19 protein-coding genes are annotated in these 21289 nt (G+C 35.3%); 4 read left to right on the top strand and 15 right to left on the bottom strand.

Features of this window, described 5'->3' with window-relative positions:
- Positions 1–14 precede the first annotated feature (14 nt).
- Together thiL and mce are read right to left on the bottom strand one after the other, a co-directional pair.
- Positions 15–1046: a thiamine-phosphate kinase gene (thiL, locus tag K350_RS0123690; RefSeq protein WP_028982036.1), complete on the bottom strand. Its 1032-nt coding sequence runs from the start codon at positions 1044–1046 to the stop codon at positions 15–17.
- Between the two features lie 339 nt (positions 1047–1385).
- Positions 1386–1796: a methylmalonyl-CoA epimerase gene (gene mce, locus K350_RS0123680; RefSeq protein WP_028982034.1), complete on the bottom strand. Its 411-nt coding sequence runs from the start codon at positions 1794–1796 to the stop codon at positions 1386–1388.
- Positions 1797–1917: 121 nt separating this feature from the next.
- On the opposite strand from mce, the gene K350_RS0123675 reads away from it, so the two are divergent.
- On the top strand, positions 1918–2244 hold the full coding sequence (locus K350_RS0123675; RefSeq protein WP_028982033.1) for a HesB/IscA family protein: 327 nt from the start codon (positions 1918–1920) through the stop codon (positions 2242–2244).
- Between the two features lie 88 nt (positions 2245–2332).
- Here the strand turns inward: K350_RS0123675 and K350_RS0123670 are convergent, their stop codons facing one another.
- The 8 genes from K350_RS0123670 to K350_RS0123635 all read right to left on the bottom strand — a co-directional run bounded on the left by K350_RS0123670 (position 2333) and on the right by K350_RS0123635 (position 12926).
- Positions 2333–4225 (bottom strand): amidophosphoribosyltransferase, encoded by a 1893-nt coding sequence (locus tag K350_RS0123670; RefSeq protein WP_028982032.1) that lies wholly within the window; start codon positions 4223–4225, stop codon positions 2333–2335.
- Positions 4226–4255: 30 nt separating this feature from the next.
- The gene (locus K350_RS0123665) at positions 4256–5749 is read right to left on the bottom strand and encodes an NADH-quinone oxidoreductase subunit N (RefSeq protein ID WP_028982031.1); all 1494 of its coding nucleotides are present in this window, start codon (positions 5747–5749) and stop codon (positions 4256–4258) included.
- A gap of 91 nt (positions 5750–5840) precedes the next feature.
- Complete coding sequence (locus K350_RS30145; RefSeq protein ID WP_081671120.1) at positions 5841–7595, bottom strand: complex I subunit 4 family protein; 1755 nt, start codon at positions 7593–7595, stop codon at positions 5841–5843.
- Between the two features lie 52 nt (positions 7596–7647).
- On the bottom strand, positions 7648–9702 hold the full coding sequence (nuoL, locus tag K350_RS0123655; RefSeq protein ID WP_028982030.1) for an NADH-quinone oxidoreductase subunit L: 2055 nt from the start codon (positions 9700–9702) through the stop codon (positions 7648–7650).
- A gap of 7 nt (positions 9703–9709) precedes the next feature.
- On the bottom strand, positions 9710–10012 hold the full coding sequence (gene nuoK, locus K350_RS0123650; RefSeq protein ID WP_028982029.1) for an NADH-quinone oxidoreductase subunit NuoK: 303 nt from the start codon (positions 10010–10012) through the stop codon (positions 9710–9712).
- Positions 10009–10533, bottom strand: a complete 525-nt coding sequence (locus tag K350_RS0123645) for an NADH-quinone oxidoreductase subunit J family protein (RefSeq protein ID WP_081671119.1) — start codon at positions 10531–10533, stop codon at positions 10009–10011. The genes nuoK and K350_RS0123645 overlap by 4 nt, the downstream gene beginning before the upstream one ends.
- Positions 10523–11812, bottom strand: coding sequence for a NuoI/complex I 23 kDa subunit family protein (locus K350_RS32140; protein WP_081671118.1), 1290 nt, complete (start codon positions 11810–11812; stop codon positions 10523–10525). Before K350_RS32140 ends, K350_RS0123645 begins: the two co-directional genes overlap by 11 nt.
- Before the next feature lie 13 nt (positions 11813–11825).
- Positions 11826–12926 (bottom strand): complex I subunit 1/NuoH family protein, encoded by a 1101-nt coding sequence (locus K350_RS0123635; protein WP_028982027.1) that lies wholly within the window; start codon positions 12924–12926, stop codon positions 11826–11828.
- A 367-nt stretch (positions 12927–13293) separates the two neighbouring features.
- Between K350_RS0123635 and K350_RS0123630 the strand changes: the two genes are divergently transcribed.
- Positions 13294–13701, top strand: coding sequence for a response regulator (locus K350_RS0123630; protein WP_028982026.1), 408 nt, complete (start codon positions 13294–13296; stop codon positions 13699–13701).
- A gap of 55 nt (positions 13702–13756) precedes the next feature.
- Here K350_RS0123630 and K350_RS0123625 read toward each other — a convergent pair whose 3' ends face one another.
- Both K350_RS0123625 and K350_RS0123620 read right to left on the bottom strand, forming a co-directional pair.
- Positions 13757–14392 carry an acetyltransferase gene (locus tag K350_RS0123625; protein WP_028982025.1) on the bottom strand — a complete coding sequence of 212 codons (636 nt, stop codon included), beginning with the start codon at positions 14390–14392 and terminating at the stop codon, positions 13757–13759.
- Positions 14393–14482: 90 nt separating this feature from the next.
- Entirely contained in the window at positions 14483–16171 is a 1689-nt protein-coding gene (locus tag K350_RS0123620) for a hypothetical protein (RefSeq protein WP_028982024.1), read from the bottom strand.
- 28 nt (positions 16172–16199) lie between these two features.
- Between K350_RS0123620 and K350_RS0123615 the strand changes: the two genes are divergently transcribed.
- Together K350_RS0123615 and K350_RS0123610 are read left to right on the top strand one after the other, a co-directional pair.
- Complete coding sequence (locus tag K350_RS0123615) at positions 16200–16598, top strand: hypothetical protein (RefSeq protein ID WP_028982023.1); 399 nt, start codon at positions 16200–16202, stop codon at positions 16596–16598.
- Positions 16595–17746 (top strand): hypothetical protein, encoded by a 1152-nt coding sequence (locus tag K350_RS0123610; RefSeq protein WP_028982022.1) that lies wholly within the window; start codon positions 16595–16597, stop codon positions 17744–17746. Before K350_RS0123615 ends, K350_RS0123610 begins: the two co-directional genes overlap by 4 nt.
- Here the strand turns inward: K350_RS0123610 and K350_RS0123605 are convergent.
- The 3 genes from K350_RS0123605 to pyrF form a co-directional block, all read right to left on the bottom strand.
- Positions 17693–18952, bottom strand: a complete 1260-nt coding sequence (locus tag K350_RS0123605) for a hypothetical protein (protein ID WP_028982021.1) — start codon at positions 18950–18952, stop codon at positions 17693–17695. The two genes, K350_RS0123610 and K350_RS0123605, sit on opposite strands and share 54 nt — an antisense overlap.
- A complete protein-coding gene (locus tag K350_RS0123600) occupies positions 18928–20226 on the bottom strand; it encodes a DUF2851 family protein (RefSeq protein WP_028982020.1) in 1299 nt (432 codons plus the stop codon). Before K350_RS0123600 ends, K350_RS0123605 begins: the two co-directional genes overlap by 25 nt.
- 76 nt (positions 20227–20302) lie before the next feature.
- Positions 20303–21118: an orotidine-5'-phosphate decarboxylase gene (gene pyrF / locus K350_RS0123595; RefSeq protein WP_028982019.1), complete on the bottom strand. Its 816-nt coding sequence runs from the start codon at positions 21116–21118 to the stop codon at positions 20303–20305.
- Positions 21119–21289 lie beyond the last annotated feature (171 nt).

Genomic DNA, 21289 nt, shown 5'->3' with positions numbered 1-21289 from the left:
TGGTTTAAAGATTGTTAAAAATGTGCCCAGCCCTGAGCTTTTATAGGGAAGATATTACCTCCTCCGGTAATCAGTTGCACTCCGTCCGAATGCTCAGTGATATGGCCAATGATTGTAATATCGGGATGATTTTTAATCTTATCAAATGCACTTTGATTTACAGTAAACAACAATTCATAATCCTCTCCTCCATTAAGCGCAACCGTAGTAGGATCAAGATTGAACTCTCTGGCAGTATCAAAGGTCATGCTGTCCACCGGAAGCTTATCCTCATAGATTCTGGCACCGACAGTAGATGCCTTGCATATATGCAGAAGCTCACTCGCCAATCCATCTGAAATATCAATCATAGAGGTAGGTTTAATTTTAAGCTCTTTCAGGTCATAGGTTACATCCATTCTCGCCTCTGGCTTCAGTTGTCTTCTTACCACATATTCCTTATCTGTAAGCTGGGGTTGCATTTCAGGATCCTGCTTGAATACCTGTTTTTCTCTTTCTAGCAATTGTAATCCGATGTAAGCACCACCTAAGTCGCCTGTCACACATATCAAGTCATTTACCTGAGCTCCTGATCTATATGCCACTTCTTCTTTTTTTGCTTCGCCAAGCACCGTTACTGAAATTACCAGACCAGACCTTGAAGAGGTAGTATCTCCACCAGCCAGATCCACCTTATAATCTTCGCATGCCTGATTAATTCCCATGTACAATTCTTCTATTGCTTCAAGAGAGAATCTGTTACTTAGTGCAATCCCTACCACAATTTGCTTTGGTATACCATTCATTGCAGCTATATCAGAAACGTTTACTGCAACAGCTTTATACCCCAAGTGTCTTAATGGAGTATAAGTAAGGTCAAAATGAATACCTTCGGCAAGAATATCTGTAGACACTAATGTCAATTCATTCCTGTTTTCAATAACAGCTGCGTCATCTCCAATGCCTGTTTGAGTTTCAGGATTCCTTAAAACAACTTTTTCTTTTAAACGATTAATTAATCCAAATTCTCCTAAATCACTTAATTCCGTCCTTTTACTATTTTCCATCAGATTTTTTTTGTATATTGTATAAGTTTTGCAAATCTTATTTATTTACTTTATCTAAGATTTCATTTAAATTTGCCAAGCATCAATCAATCGAAAAACATATTAATATGAAAAAAGCAACGATACTCTCAATTTTCCTTGTTCTTTTTGCTTTCTCATTTTCAGCAACTTCTTGTGTAAGAGCTAATCCAAAGTGTAAGAAGAATGCTAAGAAGGTAAACAAAATGAGAAAAAGCGGACAAATTAAGATGTAAATCTATCTTTTTCTTCTGATTTCTCCTATCACTGGTCTATGACCGTTTAAGATAAAACGGATAATAAATTATTAAAAAGGGATCGTTATGATCCCTTTTTATTTTCCTGGCAAAGCTCAATAAGAGTACCCCCGGTGGTTTTGGGATGCAAAAAACAAATCTGTTTATTATCCGCACCAGTTTTCGGCTGTTCATTTAAAAGAGTAAAACCTTCCTCTTTCATCCTCAGCATTTCTTGATGAATGTCTTCTACTTCAAATGCCAGATGATGAATCCCCTCACCTCTCTTTTCAATAAATTTTGCAATAGCCCCGTCTTCTGATATTGACTCTAAAAGCTCTATCTTGACATTTCCACAATTAAAAAAAAGGGTTCTTACTTTTTCACCTTCTACAAATTCTTCTTTATATGGTTCTGTATTTAATAGCTTAGAAAAAAGCGGAATAGATGCTTCAATACTTTTTACAGCAATGCCTATATGTTCGAGGTTTTTCATAAATATTAAAGGTTCGCCAATTATCAGGATTTTTAGTAATAATTAGTAAATTTAGGTGTTTTGAAATGAACTTATTCTAAAATAAGTGTGTTTCCGATTTAACCATAAAAATGTTCTAATCATGATTAATATTACAGAAAAAGCCAAAGAACATGTCTATGACCTGAAACAAAAAGAAGGTTATACAGACGATTACAATATCAGAGTAGCTGTTAATGGTGGGGGTTGCTCAGGTTTAATGTATGATCTGAAGTTTGATAATCAGATTAACCCGGCAGATCAGGTTTTTGAAGATAAAGGAATAAAAATTCTTGTTGACAAAAAAAGCCTTCTTTACCTTTTGGGTACAACTCTTGATTTTTCTGATGGATTAAACGGAAAAGGTTTCCAGTTTATTAATCCTAATGCAAGCAGAACCTGCGGCTGCGGTGAGAGCTTCGCTGTTTAAGTGATCAAAAAAAATTTAATAAAAAGACATAAAAAAAGAGCAACTTAACTGCTCTTTTTTTATTATCAATAATATAAAGTCTTATTTATTAATATGCTCTAACAGTTTTTCCTTCCATAAAGAACATGTAGGCTTTATTAGCTACTCTGTTTCCGCCAGGAGTTGCATAGTCACCGGTGAAATACCAGTCACCGATATGCTTCGGACAGGCTTTATGAAGGTTATCTATTGTCTGAAATACGACCTGAACCTTTGCTTTACAGTTTTTAGGAGTTACGATCTCAGATACTTTTTGAGAGATTTCATCATATGAAAACTGAGCGTAAAGATTCTTCACATGATTTTCCATATTTCCACTTAAAGTCTGGATAGCTCCTTTACATTGTTCATATACATCTTCCAGATGAAATTCTCTTCCCGATTCTTTTAACAATTCAAGCACAGCGCGGAAAGCAACGAACTCTTTCATCTTGGACATATCTATTCCGTAGCAGTCAGGGAACCTTATCTGAGGTGATGAAGAAACTATTACAATCTTTTTAGGTCCAAGCTTATCAAGCATCTGAATAATGCTTCTTTCAAGAGTAGTTCCGCGAACAATTGAATCATCAATGATGACAATGGTATCTTTACCTTTTTTGATTACATCATAAGTAGTATCATAAAGGTTTGTTACGAACTTATCTCGCTCACTGTCTGCAACAATGAATGATCTTTGTTTGGCATCTTTTATTACAAGCTTTTCAACTCTTGGTTTTAAAGACAATACTTTTTCAGGATCAACCCCATTTGGCTTGCCTTCAAGAATTACCTTTTTTCTGTACTGAGTCAGATAATCCTCTATACCTTCCATCATACCCAAAAAGGCTGTTTCAGCTGTATTAGGAATATAAGAAAATACTGTATTCTCTAAATCAAAATTAACAGCTTCAAGGACCTGAGGTACGAGTAATTTACCCAGCATTTTTCTTTCCTGATAAATTTCAGGATCAGAGCCTCTGGAGAAATATATTCTTTCAAAGCTGCAGGATTTTTTCTCTAACTGATCTATAAACTGTTTTTGAGCATAGTCACCATTTTTCTCTATTATAAGAGCATGACCTGGCTCAATTTCTTTTATCTGATCATAGTTGATATTGAAAGCAATTTTAATAGCAGGCTTTTCTGATGCTACAACAACCACTTCATCATCAGCATAGTAATAAGCAGGTCTGATACCGGCAGGGTCTCTTGCAACAAAAGAAGCGCCATAGCCTGTCATTCCAGCCATTGCATATCCGCCATCAAAATCTTTGCAAGAACGCATCAGAACTCTTTGAAGGTCAAGTTCATCTTCAATTAAAGAGGAAATTTCGTGATTGCTATGCTGGTTTTTAAATTTATTGAATAACAGTTGATTTTCTTCATCAAGGAAGTGTCCTATTTTTTCAAGAACTGTAACTGTATCATTTTTTTCTTTAGGATGTTGGCCAAGTTCAACGAGTTTATTGAAAAGCTCATCCACATTGGTCATATTGAAGTTTCCTGCCACTACCAGGTTACGGCTTCTCCAGTTACTTTGCCTTAGGAACGGATGGCAGTTTTCAATTTCATTGCTTCCGTGAGTTCCATAACGGAGATGCCCCATTAAAACTTCACCGGCAAATGCAGTATTTTCAAGAATCCAATCTGCATCCAGGTATTTATCTTTATTATCTCTTAGAGCTTTTCTGAATTTTCTGTTGATTTTATTAAAAATCACAGATATAGGTTGAGGATCAACAGACCTGTAACGGCTGATGTACCTTTTTCCTTCAGGAACACCTATTTTTACAGCTGCAACGCCGGCTCCATCCTGGCCTCTGTTGTGCTGTTTTTCCATCAGGAGGTACAGCTTATTGATGCCGTACATCGGGGTTCCGTATTTTTCTATGTAATAAGAAAAAGGTTTACGTAACCTGATTAAAGCGATACCGCATTCGTGTTTTATTGCGTCACTCATATAATAGCTTAGTAAGCTGCCTGTATTAGATCAATTCAAAAACGTTTCTACTAGATTAATTAACCAGTTCGGTTTGAAGAATAAAACCAGCAATGGAATCGATAATAAAGATACGAAAATATCAGATGCAGAAATGGTCGATGTAAGTATAAGGTTATTATTTTCTGCTTTGCGGAAATACAGGTAATATGGTATTCGCAAATAATAAAAAAGTGCCAGCACAGTATTGAGCAAACCAGCCATCAAAATCACAAGATTTAATGTTATTCCGGATGATTGATAACTTTCCCAAAGGGCTGAAAAAACTAAGAATTTCGCATAAAATCCTGCAGTAGGTGGCAATCCTGTCAATGATATCATTATAATTACTGCTAAGGTTCCGATAAATGGTAATTTTCTTCCTGCTCCGTTAAAACCAGATATGTCATCTGATCCGGTATATCCTGCTAATTTTTCAACCAATAAAAAAGCGGCGAAGTTCATAAGTAATAGAATTAACAGATAAAACATTAATGCTTTCACTGCCAACTGGTTTAATGCAAATAAACCTAAAAGTATAAATCCTGTATGTGCAATTGAGGAATAGGCTAGCATCCTCTTTGCATTTTTTTGAAATAAAGCAGCAAAATTTCCAACTGTAAGACTTAGAATGGCAAATGCTGCTATCATTACTTTCCAATTGTAATGGAAAGGCGAAATTTTAAAAAATGTATATGAAAATTTAAAGAGAACAGCCATTGCTCCTGCTTTTGGGGCAATAGAAAATAAAGCTGCCACCGGATAAGGAGCGGCCTCATATACATCCGGGGTCCACTCATGGAATGGCACTGATGCGATTTTAAAAAGGAAGCCGGAAAGGATTAATATAAATCCAAGAAACAGTGGAAATTCCTGTGCTTTTCTAACTCCCTCTATAAATATTGAATCAGTAAATATCAAAGACCCTGTAAGTCCATAAACAAGAGAAATTCCATAAAGCATTAATGCTGAAGAGAATGCACCAAAGATAAAATACTTAAAACCCGCTTCAGCACTCTTTTCCTTTTTACCATAAAAGGTAAGTACAAAAGAGGATATTGAAATAAGCTCTATTGCAAGATAAATAATCAGGAAATTATCTGCCATTACAAGAAATGAAAGGCCTGCAATAAGTATTACTATAAATGAATTATATTCTCCTGTTCCAGATTCCATCTTCTTTGTATCCAGCGAAACTATTGAGAAAAAGGAGGTAATTAATCCAGCTATTGCAAAAAGGAATTTAAAAAACAGAGACCATTTATCTAATGAAAGCATTTCATAATAAATCTCTCTCGAACCCTCCAATTGCACTAATAGCAGCTGATCCAGAACAAGTTTTAAATATATTACAAAACCCAACGAACTCATACCGGCAAAAACAGTTTGTCCTGTTTTGGGATATATAATCTGGATAATTAATAGTAATACAAACAGGGAAACCAGAAATAATTCCGGCCCTATAAATCCGGTACTTTGCAGAATATGAAAGAGTTGTTCTTTCATTATTTTAGTATTTGTTTATCTGAAAAACCGACAACTTATTTAATACACAAATCGCCATTTTCCATTTGTTAAATTTTGTATTTTTCTAGTATTACAGAGACCTGAAATTTTGCATAGTTTTCAGATGATCCAGCCCTGAGCTGAAAATCTGTCCTATTAGAACCTCTACTGAATCAGAAACGGGTTCAAGAAGAATCCCAGGAAAAACACCAAGTACCAGAGTAATTACAATCAATGGTACAAGCATGATCATTTCTCTTGAATCCAGATCATTAAATTTATTATTGTATGTAATATTTTTTGAAATCCAGAATTTTCCAAAGAACATTCTTTGTAAAGTCCATAAGAAATAGGTTGCTCCGATCAGAATACCAAGAACTGCTGTTATTGACATCCAATATGGAACAAGGCCATTAGTGGTTGAAGAATGAAATGCTCCCAACAATGAAAACAATTCTCCTATGAAACCTGAAAACACAGGTAATCCAAGAGATGCGAAAAATAGTATTGTTACTGCGATTGTATAAACGGGCATTTTAGAGGCAAGTCCTCTGTAATTTTCAATTCCTCTGTCATGTGTCCTGTCGTAAAGTACCCCTGCAGCAAGAAACAACCCGCTTGATAAAATCCCGTGACTGAACATCTGAAAAATCGCACCATTGATACCTTCAGGTGTACCACTGGCAATACCGAGCAGAACAAAGCCCATATGCGATACAGATGAATATGCGATCATTTTCTTCAGATCTTTCATTCCCAATGCATTCATTGCTGCATAAACTATAGACAATACTGCCAGAAATGAAATGAGCCAACCGAAATAAACTAATCCTTCAGGAAATACCGGCAATACAGTTCGTATCAGACCATATCCTCCTATTTTTAGCAGAATACCGGCCAGAATAACTGATACAGGAGTCGGAGCTTCTACGTGAGCATCCGGCAACCATGTATGAAAGGGAACAGCCGGTAGTTTAATCAAAAATCCTAATAACAATGCGAGGAATGCTGCCATACGAATTGGCAGCCCCATAAAGTTGATTTTAGTAAATACGTGAAAGACAGATCCCGGAATAAAATTTTTAGGATTGGTCATATCCGGTATATTAAATGAATGCACGACTGCTCTTTTTGGAATCTGCTTGCTTTGAAGCATGCCTTGTACATTCGAAACATCATTTACAGTAACGGCTTCTATGTTTTCTGCCAATCCTAATCTGACAGAGGTTTCCACTGGATCTGCAACAGAAAAATATAATCCGATAATTACAGCCAGGATCAATAACGAACCTGCAAGTGTATATAAGAAAAACTTTATTGAAGCATATTCTCTCCTCGGCCCTCCCCATATTCCAATAAGGAAATACATCGGAAGAAGCATAAATTCAAAAAACAGAAAGAACAAAAACAGGTCAAGAGAAAGAAAGCAACCTAAAACTGATGTGTTCAGAATAAGGAGAAGTGCATAATATCCCTTAAGATGCTTTTCTACTGACCAGGAAGATATTGCTGCAATAAGCATTACAATAGCAGACAATAATACCATCGTAACATTTAATCCATCTAGACCAATGAAATAATTTATTGAAAGGCGTCCTACATTTCCAAGGTCTATGGTAATCCAGTTAAGTCGCTCAGTCAGTTTAAACAAGCCATAGATAGGATCTGTTACAAGGCCTGGTTTTGAGTAAATACAAAAAACAAAAGTCGCCAGTACGATTTGTAATAAACATACCGCCAGGTTAATGTATTTATAAATACCGGATTTGCTTTTCGGCAGTACCAGTAAAGGGATTAAACCTACAAGAGGTAAAAATATCAGTATACTTAACACTTTTTCAGTCACGATGGGTAATAAATTATTTCAGCAAATATTTTAATTCATTATTCATAGCCTGCTATTTCGTCCAATTGAAAAAGATATAAATTAATATCATTACTGTAGCAAGCGTATACACAAAGTACTGTTGAACTTTTCCGGATTGTAAATTCCTGAAAAATCCCGAAATAAAGGCTGCAAGGTTTGCCATCAACCTAATAAGGCCATCAATAATGTTTTTATCAAACCATGCCATAATATGACTTAGTACTACATATGTGATAGCTGCGCCTTCCAATAATCTGTCAATCAGATAATCAATTTTGGTTGTATAAAAGGCCAATCGAAAGCCAGGTACAACCATTGCCTTATAATAGAATTTTTCAAGGTACCAGTTTTGCCCGAACAATTCCGTTACATCTGATTTTTCTACTTTATCCGATATATAAACTTTATTTCTATATATAAATATACCCAGCAGAATTCCGGCCAAAGCCAATAATACAGTAGTGTATGTTACCCAATGGGCAAACTCAAGATTACTTTCAAATATTTGGTTAAATTCCTTTAAGAACCAGCTGGATTGAGGTGAAAATGGATTTAAAGAATATGGTAGTGCAAAGGATAACAAACAAAGTACTACCAAAGGCAATGAAATCAAAAGTGATTGATGGTGATGCTCATGCTTTGCACTTAGATATGGTATGAGGTTCTCAAGTCTGAAATCCCCGAAAAAAACCATAATAAGCTGTCTTATCATGTAAAGAGCAGTGAAAAATGCGGTTACCAAACAAGATAATGGAATCAGATAATAAACAAGGCTATTATTGGCATTACTGTATGAATCAGCCCAGTTAAACGCCGCTCCAATAATTGCTTCTTTTGAAAGAAAACCTGATAACAATGGCAATCCGACCAAAGATGAAGAACATACTATAAAAACAATGAATACAAGTGGTAATTTATTCCTTAACCCACCCATAAGTCTCATATCCTGTGCGTCAAAATCATTATAAACACCTTCATGAAACAATATATGTTTTATATCATGCATATAGTGAATAACTGCACCGGCAGAAAGAAACAAACCTGCTTTAAAAAAAGCATGGGTAAATAAATGGAATAAAGCAGCCTCTGGCACTCCTGCCCCTATCCCAACAAACATATATCCTAATTGAGAAATTGTAGAATAAGCAAGTACTTTTTTAATATCATTCTGAAACAAAGCAGGGAGAGCGCTCATTAACATAGTAGTGGATCCTATTGTCGCTATTGTTGTAAGCACATCTTCACTTAAGAGGAAGAATACCTTTGCAAGAAGGAATATACCAGCTGCAACCATTGTAGCTGCGTGAATTAATGCTGACACTGGAGTCGGCCCTTCCATTGCATCCGGAAGCCAAACATACAAAGGGAATTGAGCTGACTTACCTATACATGCAAGCACCAAACCTAATCCTGCAATGGTAAACCATATACTTTGATCTTCAAAACTATCACCCAGGTATTGGAACTCAAAAGTACCAGCAAATGACCATATAATCATTAAAGCCAGTAAAAAGCCAAGATCTCCTATCCTGTTGAAAAGAAAGGCTTTTTTACTTGCTTTAACAGCCTCTTCTTTAGTAAACCAGAAGCCAATCAATAAATAAGATGTAAAGCCAACCAATTCCCAGAACATAAAAGTAATCAGAAGATTATCTGAGATAACCAGGCCAAGCATTGCAAATGTAAATATCGACAGATAAGGAAAGTATCGGGTATAATTCAATTTCCCCTTCATATACTCCATTGAGTATAAGTGCACCAACAATGAAATGAGACAAACCGTCAATATCATAAAGCTTGATAACTTATCAATGCTCACAGATATAGAAAATGCATTTTCAGAAATACCGGACAGAGATATCCATTTGAAGTTCATGGAACCTGCCCTTCCCTCCCACACAGAAAAGAAAATAAGTAATGAGAGAATAAAAGAAAAACCTATCAATAATGTAGCAAGCCAGTCACCTTTGCGTGGCAATTTTTTCCCGAAAAAAAACAGAATAAAAAAAGCGCTTAGCGGTAACAATGCCGCAATCAGGGAGAAATATACGAGGTTGTCAAGGTCTGTTATTAAATATGAATTCATGTCTGACCTAGCCTTTTAATTTAGTAATTTTATCCAGGTCTGAAGTTTTATAACTTTTATACACCTGAAGTAACAAAGCTAATCCCACAGCAGCTTCCGCCACAGCAACCACTATCACAAAAATTACGAACATTTGTCCGTCCATCTGTTTGTTCAGATTGCTAAAAACGACAAGATTGATGTTCACCGCATTGAGCATCAACTCTATTCCCATCAATGCTGCAATTGCATTTCTTTTTATTATAAGTATTATGATACCTATAGAAAAAAGGAAAGCTGCAATTATCAGAAAAGGAGTTGATGGAATCATTTTTTAATTTTGTCTTTTATTAAATACCCCGCTACAATGGAAGCCCCAATCAATGCTACGAAAAGAAACACTCCTGCAAATTCAAATGGTAAGACATATGCTGTCATAAGCTCAATACCTATACCTGAAATTGTGCTTTTATTCGGATAATATGAAAGATGCTCTTTATACCCTGCATTTAAAATAGCTGTGGCAAAAATAATAAAAACCACAATGCCAAGGATAATTCCAGAAAGAAGGTTTTTATGCTCTGTAATGATATAATGATGGCCTGTAAGTTTATTTGCAAACATGATCGCAAACATAAAAAGCAATAACACTCCGCCTATGTAGATGACGATTTGCATGATACCCAGAAAGTCGGCAGATGCCAGTACAAATAATCCGGCAACTCCCAACAAAGTACTCAGTAAGGCAAAGGCAGAGTAAACTACATTTTTTGTAATAAGTAAAAACAAAGCTGAGCCCACGATTATACTGGCAAAGAAATAGAAAAAGTAAATTTCAGGATTATTGATCACCTTGCTCTCCTTCCTGCTTAGGTTTTGGCTTAATTACAGGTTTAAATATCGGCTTGACCGGTTTCTTAACTTCCTCGGATTTGGATTCATCTGAACCTTCTTTCTTTTCTTCAGCAGTATTTTGCTTATTCTCTTGCTCACCTTGTGTTTCCCCGGTTTGAGGAGCTTTGGGAACAGGAGGTTTAATAACCGGTTTAAAGACCGGCTTCAGAGCTTTCTTATCTTCCGCCTTCACTTCTTCTGTTTCTGAAGCCTCTATCTTGTTTTCTGGCTTTTCGCTGTTTTCCTCGGAAGGTTTTGGAGTTGAGCCCGGTGCTTTTATTACCGGCTTAAACACTGGCTTTGGAGCTTTCTTTTCTTCTGACTTTATTTCTCCTGATTCTGAGGTTTCAGCTTTGGCTTCTGGTTTCTTGTCACCTTCCTCTGAAGGTTTAGGTGTTGAAGCTGGAACTTTTATTACTGGCTTAAATACTGGTTTCGCAGCTTTCTTTTCCTCCGGCTTCACTTCTCCTGATTCAGAAGTTCCAGTCTTGTCCTCTGGTTTCACAATGCTTTCCTCTGCAGGCTTAGGTGTCGAAACTGGTGGTTTTATAGTAGGTTTAAATGCAGGTTTAGGAGAACTTGATTTTTCTCCTGCATCTGATGCATTCTCAGTAGCAGAAGGCTTTGCTGCCTCCTGAGGCTTTGGTTTAACTTTTTCCTTTTGCTTTTCTTCGTAAAGTTTTTTCTTTTCTTCCGCCTGATCAGGTGTTAGATTGGTGAAATGGTAAACCATATTTCTGATATCAAACTCACTGTAATCGTAAGTTTTAGTCATTGTAAGGCATTCTGTAGGGCACACTGTAGTACACAAACCACAGTAGCAACATTTGGCCATATCAATATCAAAGGTGCCGGCGTAAATCCTTTTAGTAGAACCATCAGAGGTTTTGCCTATTTCCTCTGTCGATTTTATTGCATCTATCTCTATGCAATTTACAGGACAAATCTTTGCACAAAGGTCACAGACGATACAATCATCTATTTCATTATGTAGACGATATCTGCCATTATCCGGAACCGGAATGGCCTCATGCGGATATTGAAGCGTAACAATTCCTTTATCAAAGGAGAAATAATCTTTATTCTCAACTCCTATAGGTTCTCTTTTAAATTTCAGGGCCTGAAATAAATGTTTCAATGTTAACAGGATACCTGTCCAAAGTGAAACAATGCCCTCTGCAATACTTCCCCAGTATGTATTTTTAGCTCCTTTATTTATGTGGCTTTTAGTCATCATGCATTTCCTCCATTTAATTCATCATGAGTCGCCAGAAACCAGAAATTAAAATAATAACCAATGCTAGTGGAGTGAGAACTTTCCAGCATAAAAACATGAGCTGGTCTACTCTAAGCCTAGGATAGGTCCATCTGATTACCATTTGTAAACCAATTAAAGAAAAAGCTTTTGAAATTAACCAGAAGGTTCCCCAGGCAATACCTGAAAAAGTACCAGGATATCCATTTGTCCAGTCTGCAAGTCTTAAAAAGGCTATATTAGGAAAAGGGCTATTCCAACTTCCAAGAAATAATATGGAGGCAAGAAAAGATACAAGCAGCATGATGGCATATTCCCCAAGAAATAATATTGCAAATCTAAAACCGGTATATTCTGTATGAAAGCCTGCAACAAGCTCTGATTCTGCCTCAGGAATATCAAAAGGGGCTCTATTGCATTCCGCAAGTGAAGCGACAAAAAATACTATAAAACTTAACATCAATGCCGGATTTCTGAAAATATTCCAGGTAAGAAATCCTCCCACTTCTGTGATATTGATATCTAAACTTTGAATGCCAAATAAATAATTCGAATCTGATATTTTTGAATAATCGCCAATCCATAAACTTTGCTGGTAACTTATTTCCTGCAAGTCAAGCGACTGACAAGTCATAACAACTGCCAGAACGGAAAGACTCAATGGCACTTCATAAGAGATCATCTGAGCCACTGCCCTGATGGCGCCATACAATGAAAACTTATTGTTGGACCCCCAACCAGCCATTAATAAGCCTATTACATCTAATGAAATGATTGCCAATAAATAAAATACTCCGACTGAAACACGTGAAGCTTCCAGACCTGGAGCAAAAGGAAGGACAGCATACCCAGCAAATATTGCAGAAAATATAATAGCAGGAGCCGCAATAAATAGCTTTCTGTCAGCTGATTTGGGAACTATATCTTCTTTAATCAGAAGCTTGATAAGGTCGGCAATTGTCTGCAATATTCCATAAGGTCCCACTTCCATAGGCCCGTATCTATCCTGAATAAACCCTGAGATTTTTCGTTCTGCATACACTGCAAATACAGTATAGACAAGGATGATTGACAGAAATACCGGAATTAATATCATTAATGTTTAAACCAGAGGAGTAAAGTTACTGCATTGAAAGTATAATAAAAACCAAAAACATATAATTCAATAAAGACATTTATCAACAATCCTGTTAAAAAAAAATCAAAAAACGGAGGATACTTTTTTCCTCTTAAAAGGATTAACCATTTAAGGAAAAAATGAGTAACAGTAAGCCCTGGAAAAAGTACATTTTAACAAAAACCATACATTACTGATTATTAATATTTTAAAAATATTGTAGATTTTTTTAAAAAAATCTTCTCATTTTTTTTAAAAAATAGATTAATCTTACACAAATTTTGATTTACCTTTAAAGAAGGAGGAGCCTACTTTCTCTAAAGAATAAAATAGATTTCATACCGCCATGAAAAGAATCAAAAGCATTTTATTAGTTGACGATGATAGTATCAATAATTTCATCAATGAAAAACTAATTAAAAGGCTGAATGTAGCAGACGAGGTAAAAATAGTGCTTAATGGGGAGGAAGCCTTAAACCTTCTTCAGGAAATAATAAATTCTGGTCAGAAATGTCCTGAGTTGATTTTATTAGACATTAATATGCCGGTTATGGATGGATTCGAGTTCCTTGAAGCATATAAATCTCTTGATTTTCCGGATAAAAAATCTGTAGTTATAGTAATGCTTACCACTTCCACAAATCCACTGGATATTAAAAAATTAAACGATTCAGGGGTTTTTGGTTATGTGAACAAACCGCTAACGGATGAAAAGTTTTCCAGTATTCTGAATGAGCATTTTGTAACTAACTGATTAAATAAAAAAGGCTGTACAAATTGCACAGCCAATATTTTAGCGGATTATTTTTCTAAACAACTTTTGCTGGATTGCCAAATACTGTTTCTCCGTCTTTAACATTATTAATTACTACAGAACCGGCTCCCACCCTGGCATTTTTACCAACAGTAACTCCGGAAATAATTATTGCTCCGGAACCTATGAATGCTCCTTTTTCAATTTTGACACCTGAATTAATAATACTTCCGGCCCCAATCTGAACAAAATCATCAATCTGGGCATCAAAATCTATCAATGCATTGCAACTGATAATACAATGATTAGAGATCTTTGCATTGCTATTAATGATTGCTCCCGCATTGATCATATTGCCATAGCCGAGAAAGGAATATTCGGATATAAATGCTTTGGAATGCACAGCATTTACAGGCATAATCTTTCTTCTCTCCTTAAGCATCTGCACAAGATTCTGCCTTAGTTTATTATCATCACTGGCAACAAAAGCTGAGCATTTTTTCCCTAGGTACTTTAAAAAGCCATCATCATCTGTGCGGCCAAGAACAGCAACATCGCAAATTTCCTTGCCGTGCAGTTTATCATCGTCATCTAAAAAACAATAGGTAACAACATTATTACTTTGAAAAATATCCAGAGCAACTTTTCCTAGTCCCTTTGCTCCGAAGATAATTACAGGATTATTATCCATGCTCATATTTTTTTACCAAATATAAATGTAAAATAGTTTGTTTCTGAAAAGAATTAACGATCCAGTAACATTTAAGAACTCTGATAAAGTTCAATTACTTCTCACATATACTTCAACATACTGGTTTTCAACAAGTAATTTATATCCTTTATGAGAAAAATTGCTTTGAGGATTTAATATCAAATAATCATAATCTATGAATGCTTCAAAATTATCATCTACATTCAAAGCTACATGATGCTTTATTCCATAAAAGTTTAAAAAGACATAATATGTATCTTCTTCACAATATACATTTTGGGGAATAACTTCAAATATTTTTGACAGGGCCAGATTCATTTTATCATAAAATTCGAAATCATTTTTAAACGCCCTGAGATCTGAAAATAACAGTGCTACTACTAAGACTACAATATAAGTCAACTTCAGGTAGCTCTTTCTCAAGCCTGAACATATGCCACCGATCCAGTAACTTACAACTGGAATCAGATATATCCAGATTCTGAAAAATGGTAATACTCTTTGAACTCCAATCAGTAGTATAGGAATAAGGAAATGAACTATTGACAGCAATTGAAAATTCCTTGCAGACCTTTGGGGATGCATAAAAATATTACAGATCATAATAAACATCAGTAATAACCCTCCTCCCATTTCGATATTTAATAACCAGTTTATCGAGTCGCCCAGATATGAAGGGCTCTCCCTGATCCAATTGCTTAATTCCAGAGGTCTTACCCAGCTGTTAGAAACTACAGAAGAAACTCCGCTTACCAAAAATACTGGCGCATAAAGCAGCAAAACTCCTGCTAGAACAGCACAAGTTGCAGTGTATATTTTAAACAAAGGACCAATATTTTTATTCAGAAAAAAATAAATATGAAGAAAGATCATTGAAGAGACGAACGGATAAAGGAACGTCGGAATTGTATAAAAACCAGCAATAGAAATAAGGGTATAAATCCAAATATATGCACCCTTCTGAGTGGTTGTATACTTGAAACAAACTATAGTCAGGATGAATACACACAATGTCAGCAACAAATAGCCCCTACCTTGCACTGCATAAAAATTCATTTCAAAACTTAAAGAATAAAATAAATAGGCAGTAATGGCCGTAAAAAAAGAAAAATGTTTTTTATAAAACAGAAATAAGACTCCTCCTAGCAATAATGAAATAATAAAAGATGGCAAGCGCATTATCAATAATGGATTGTCAGTAAAAAGCTGAACTATACAAGACAACAAATTACTTAGTATATGATTATTCGGAGCAGGATAATAACTAGCTGTAACAGGAAATCCTTTACTTACAAAATACACATATGAAAAGGCTTCATCTACCAAAAAAGGAACTTTAAAGAAATACCAAAGTTTCAAAAGCAGGGAAAACAGTGTAATAAAGGAAAATGCAATCACTTCACCTCTCTTTAAAAGAGATAATTCTTCTTTTATGACTATGTATAGACTAAAGGTTTTTGTAGAAATTAAATTTGCCAGCGAATTTGATTTTCTAATCAGTTTTGATAAAAACAGAGCATAAACTAAAGCTACAAATAAGCTAAAATAGCGAAGTGCCTTAAAGGTAGCCGGGGTCAGATATTTATGCCTTAATGCAAATTCCTTATCCTGAATATTGTAGCGCAATATTATAGAATGCATAAAATCATAATAACCCATAGTCCAGAGGAAAAAAGGAATCGCGATTACTACTAATAATCCTGTAAGAAATAGTAACTTTATAACTGAAGAAAAAAAGTATTGGTTTTTAGGATTCATTTAGCGATCATTCCCGTACGTGTATTCAATGAAGATAAAGTTAAAAAATATTATCATTACAGGATTTATTGCAGCACTTATTCTTCCATTTATTTTAATCACTGATTTTTTCCCTTTTGCAAGGTTTGGAATGTTTGCTGAACCTGTCAGCCCAGCAGATACTTTTAAGATATTTGAAGCAGATTATTATCAGAATCACCAATGGCATAATTTGGATGCTAAAAACTTTAATATGGCATCAGGATCCTTTATGTACCTCGCTGGCAATTACTTCTACAGAAATCAGTCGAAAGAATTTCTCTTTAAATTAAGCAGAGCCATTCCTGATACTTCTATTTATGCATGGAGATTAAAGCAAATACAGATTCCCGGAGATAATCTTCAACAATCTGATACAGTCATCATTGAAATATTAAAAACAAGATGAGCAAAAAAGACAAGGTACTGATCTTCTTTTTGCTATTTGCAGCCTTTACTATACCTGCAATTTATCTGACATACTTTAACCCATTGGTAAAAGAATACTTTAATGGTTCAGCTCCTGGTTGGTTTAGCTCATTGGTTGAATATATTTACCCAAGAATGGCAACAGAGCGAAACCGTTTTCCAGTTTCATTCTTTGAAGAAAAAGCTCTGCAAGTGGTTGTCCGTATTTCCTTTGTACTATCGTGCTCTGCGACTTTCCTTTTTCTAAAAGAAAAATTTATTTCTTTCAGAAAATTCACAAGACAATTCTTCAATGGATATACAGAATACCAGCAAATAAACATCCTCAGGACTTTATTCTATTGTACCTTGCTATATTTTTCTCTTGAATTTTATAATGATCTTATTCTTTTATCATCCATCAAAGTATTCTTTAAACCTGTATTTTTACTAAAAATAACCGGTTTCGGATTTCCTTCTGAATTACCAGGGTTGATCTTATATGTAATTTTATTGCTCAGTTGTATACTGTGTATCCTGAACATTTATCCTGTTTTTACAGCTATCACAGCCGTGGTAACCTTCATATATTTCCAGGCTGTGTTCTTTAGTTTTGAAAAAATCGATCATGGCTATACAACTTTAAACTATGCCGGACTTGTAATGCCTTTCCTTCTTTACCAGCAGCAGAAGAATGTTAATCGTGGATCTCTACTTCTTCCTGACTGGCCGTTACAACTCATTAAACTTTCATTGTGCCTTTGTTACCTTCTAGCTGGTCTTGAGAAATTATTTATATCCAAAGGTGTATGGTTATCACCGGTAACTTTTAAAAGTTATTTATATCTGCATCAAGCGCCATTAGGCATGCAAATTCTGAATTATCCTGCACTCTGCGCTGCATTGTCTATTGCTGCCATGATTTTCCAACTTGGATTTATATGCATTCTCTGGAATGAAAAACTAAAGTGGATCTTCCTTCCTGCAGGAATATTATTTCACTTAGGAACGGTGGTACTTTTGGGTATTTCATCCATTATAAATCCATGGATTTTCACGTACATATTCTTTATCCAATGGAGCGAAATAGAGCCTTTAAAGAGGCTTTTTAAACCTATTGATTATTTTTTCAAAAGGAGAATACCATAATAAAAGATAAACAAAGAAAGGCAAAAAGCCTATCTTATATCTTGCCAGTGTGCCTAAGTTAGGTGATGAGAATGCTAGTAAAGAAGCAAGCAATACTATGTAAAACACACCGCTTGTTACAAGCAAAATATCTGTGTTTCCTTTGCTCTTTTTCTGATTAAAAAAGACAAAAAAACTTAAAATTATGAGACAGGTGTTTTCGATTCCTGTTATGATCATAAATACGTTTTTGGCCTCGAATATCAGGGGTCGGAAAAGGCCGGCAAATAATGCAATGGGAAGGTTTATCAAAAATGAAGTGATCGCAGGAGTAAACTTATAAAAATGAATAAGCTTTTCATCTGATGATAAAAGAACTGTAGCAACATTATTTTGATATACAGACTGAAGGAAAGTATTGATCGAGAGATATGGATTCATAAACGATACTGCAATAAAGAGGCTAAATAAAAGGGTAAAAAATATTGTCACTTGCATTGATGATTTAAGCCCTGCTCTTCGGCTTAAATACTGTGTAATTACCAATGCTATCAAAACAGGAATAAGTACAGCCGCATAATAGAATTTAATAAAGAAAACAAGTCCGCACATCAGCACAGTAATAATAACTGGTAATAATTTAATACTTTTTTTTTCATATAACCATGAAAAAAAATTACCAGTTATAATAAGCATTGCAGACATTACAATACTTTCCTTTATAAATCCCGAACTCCAGAATACGACAGAAGGAAAAAATAAAAAAGCAATAGCCATATGCCACTTAGACTCTGGCATAGCCGATGCCACTTTATTGGCGAAATAAAAGAAGCCACAAAAAGAAATAAGAGAGAAATATACTGTAGCAATCCAATAGTTATTAAAAGAGATAAAAGTTATCAGCGATGCGAATTTGACAAAAGCCAAGACACGTGGTTGAGAGTTTAAAAACGTATCGCTGGTAATATTTCCAAAGAAAAACTTGATAAACGCACCAGGTTCAGTTGTTATCAATTTGGAATACTTTACAGCATATTCAAAAAAGCTAAAAGTATCTCCGGTTCCATTATAAATTTTTAGAAAGACAAGCCCAAGACATATTCCGGAAAGTAATTTTAGTACCAAAGCAGGAAGAAATACTCCGGCAAGCGCAGCATTTCTGGTGTTTCTGTAATAAAAAAAGCCGATTACCGAAAGTAAAATTAAATGGATGCCCCACTGATACATGTTTCCTTCAGGATATTTACTCCAATTTTACACTTCAAACACTGTTTTTTCAAGCAGAAATTAGTATAAAGTTCTATGGAAGCCTGAGTATCGAATGCTGACTTTAACTTCAGCGTATTTTTTTTCCATTTTTGAGTAATGAAATTCTCCTCTGCAGGCAATGCTTCTAAGAATTCAATTGCCTTATCTACTAAACCAGGTATATCCTTTTGCTTTCCATAAGCAGCCAAGAGAGGTACTACCGAATTAATAATGAGATTATGTATAGAAGTTTTGCCAAGTTTTTTTTGCTTCGTATCCGATAAAACATCAAACGTGTAATGATTTATCCAATATGGGCTTGTTGCAATATCAAATATTGAATATAATTCTTTACGGGATCCACTTTCAACGAACTTATAAAACAGCTTTTGGTGACGAACCAGCAAAGCCGCAAGCTGAGCAATTCTCATACTTGGAAATCCTGCTGGCCTGACCCGGAGAAATTTCCATTCAGCACCAGACATTTGTTTATTGTGCAGTGAAAACTTCACGGATAGGTAATTAAACTCCTTTTGCAATGCCCGTGGATATTCGTCTTCAAAATGTCCCTTCAAAAGACCTGCCATTCCAAATAACAAAGCTTCAATCTGGAAATGATTGCCAGAACATTTATTAATAATCTTATATGGCAGGACTTTGCTTAGCCTTAAAAAAGGATCATTGTTAAGTTTAAAACCGAAGTTAGAAGCCAACATCTGATAACAAGTTTCTTCCCAGTCATTGTTGTTTCGTTCTAATTCTGAAATTATCTTTTGTGATTTCCTTTCAAGACGTTCTGATAACACAGAGTCCAGCATACTGAGCTTAATCATCTCCGGGACTTCTGCAAATCGGGAAAGGCAAGGAATTCCTTCATCTTGAATGAAAGCTCTGTACTTTTTTATTATTTCCGGAAAGATTCTTCCCTTCAGTTCAAGTACTGGCACCATTGTTCCATCCTGCCTGTACACATTATCATCATTAGAAAAAACGACATGAAGAATCACAGAATTATATGCCTCATCCTGCTCATGATGGTGGTCTTTCCAGGCAGAGCTATTGACGTGTATTTCAATATTTCCTATCCACTCCACATCGTCAATTCTGACTTTACCGTTTAAAAAATCAGGTCCGGCATCTGTATTGAGATGACCTTGAAAAAGCACATGTAGTGGTTTTCCATCTGTGGTTTGAAGTCCTTCTTTATGGAAGTACTGGTACTGCCATATAAAATGGAGTAAATCTTCTTTCATAGCTTATAAAAATTGGTTGAACTTCTGGTAAAAAATCATAGGGCTGTCTTATTCACTAAGACAGCCCGTATTAAAATTATAAATATTTGCTGAGATAGACTTTCATCTCATCTCTTAGTTTAATCGCCTCTTCCTTGGCTTTTACACTGAAGTCATCACCTGATGAAGCATATATAATGCTTCTGGAAGCATTTACAAGCAAGCCACAGTCTTTATTCATTCCATTCTGAGAGACTTCTTCTAAGCTTCCTCCTTGAGCACCAACGCCCGGTACCAGAAGAAAATGATCAGGAATTATTTTCCTTATCTCTTTTAATAATGTTGCCTGAGTTGCCCCAACAACGTACATAAGATTTGATGCATTGCCCCACTTACTGCTTTTCTCCAAGACTTCCTGATAAAGGTATTTACTGTTTTCAAGTTTCGTCATTTGAAAATCTTTACTACCTGAATTAGATGTCAAAGCAAGCAGAATAACCCACTTATCTTTGAATTCAAGAAAAGGAGTAACAGAATCTTCTCCCATATAAGGAGCAACAGTAACAGAATCAAAATTCATGTTGTCAAAAAAAGCTCTGGCATATAATCCTGAAGTATTTCCGATATCACCTCTTTTGGCATCTGCAATTGTAAATATTTCCTTAGGTATGTATTCTAATGTTTTTTCGAGAGAATCCCATCCTTTTGAACCCATAGCTTCATAAAAGGCGATATTGGGTTTATAAGCAACACAATATTCATGGGTTGCATCAATTATCCTTTTATTGAATTCGAAAATCGGATCTTCGAATTTCTGAAGGCTTGCCGGAATTTTTTTAAGATCTGTGTCCAGGCCAATACACAGGTAAGATTCTTTGGACTTTATTTGCTTTACCAGCTCTTCTCTTTTCATCATAAATCAGGAATGCATAAAAATAAGGCGGAAACTTGAAAGTTGAAAGTAAAAAGTTGAATGCGGAAAGCGGAAAGCAGAAAGCCAAAAGCGGAAAGTTGACCAATACCATATTAATAAGTTTATAGAAATGAAAAAAGCCTGAAGCTAATTTTCATTTTAGACTTCAGG

The organism is Sporocytophaga myxococcoides DSM 11118 (genome assembly GCF_000426725.1).
Taxonomy (GTDB): domain Bacteria; phylum Bacteroidota; class Bacteroidia; order Cytophagales; family Cytophagaceae; genus Sporocytophaga; species Sporocytophaga myxococcoides.
The sequence above is the reverse complement of the archived record's forward strand: the minus strand, read 5'-3'. Positions and strand labels throughout refer to the sequence as shown.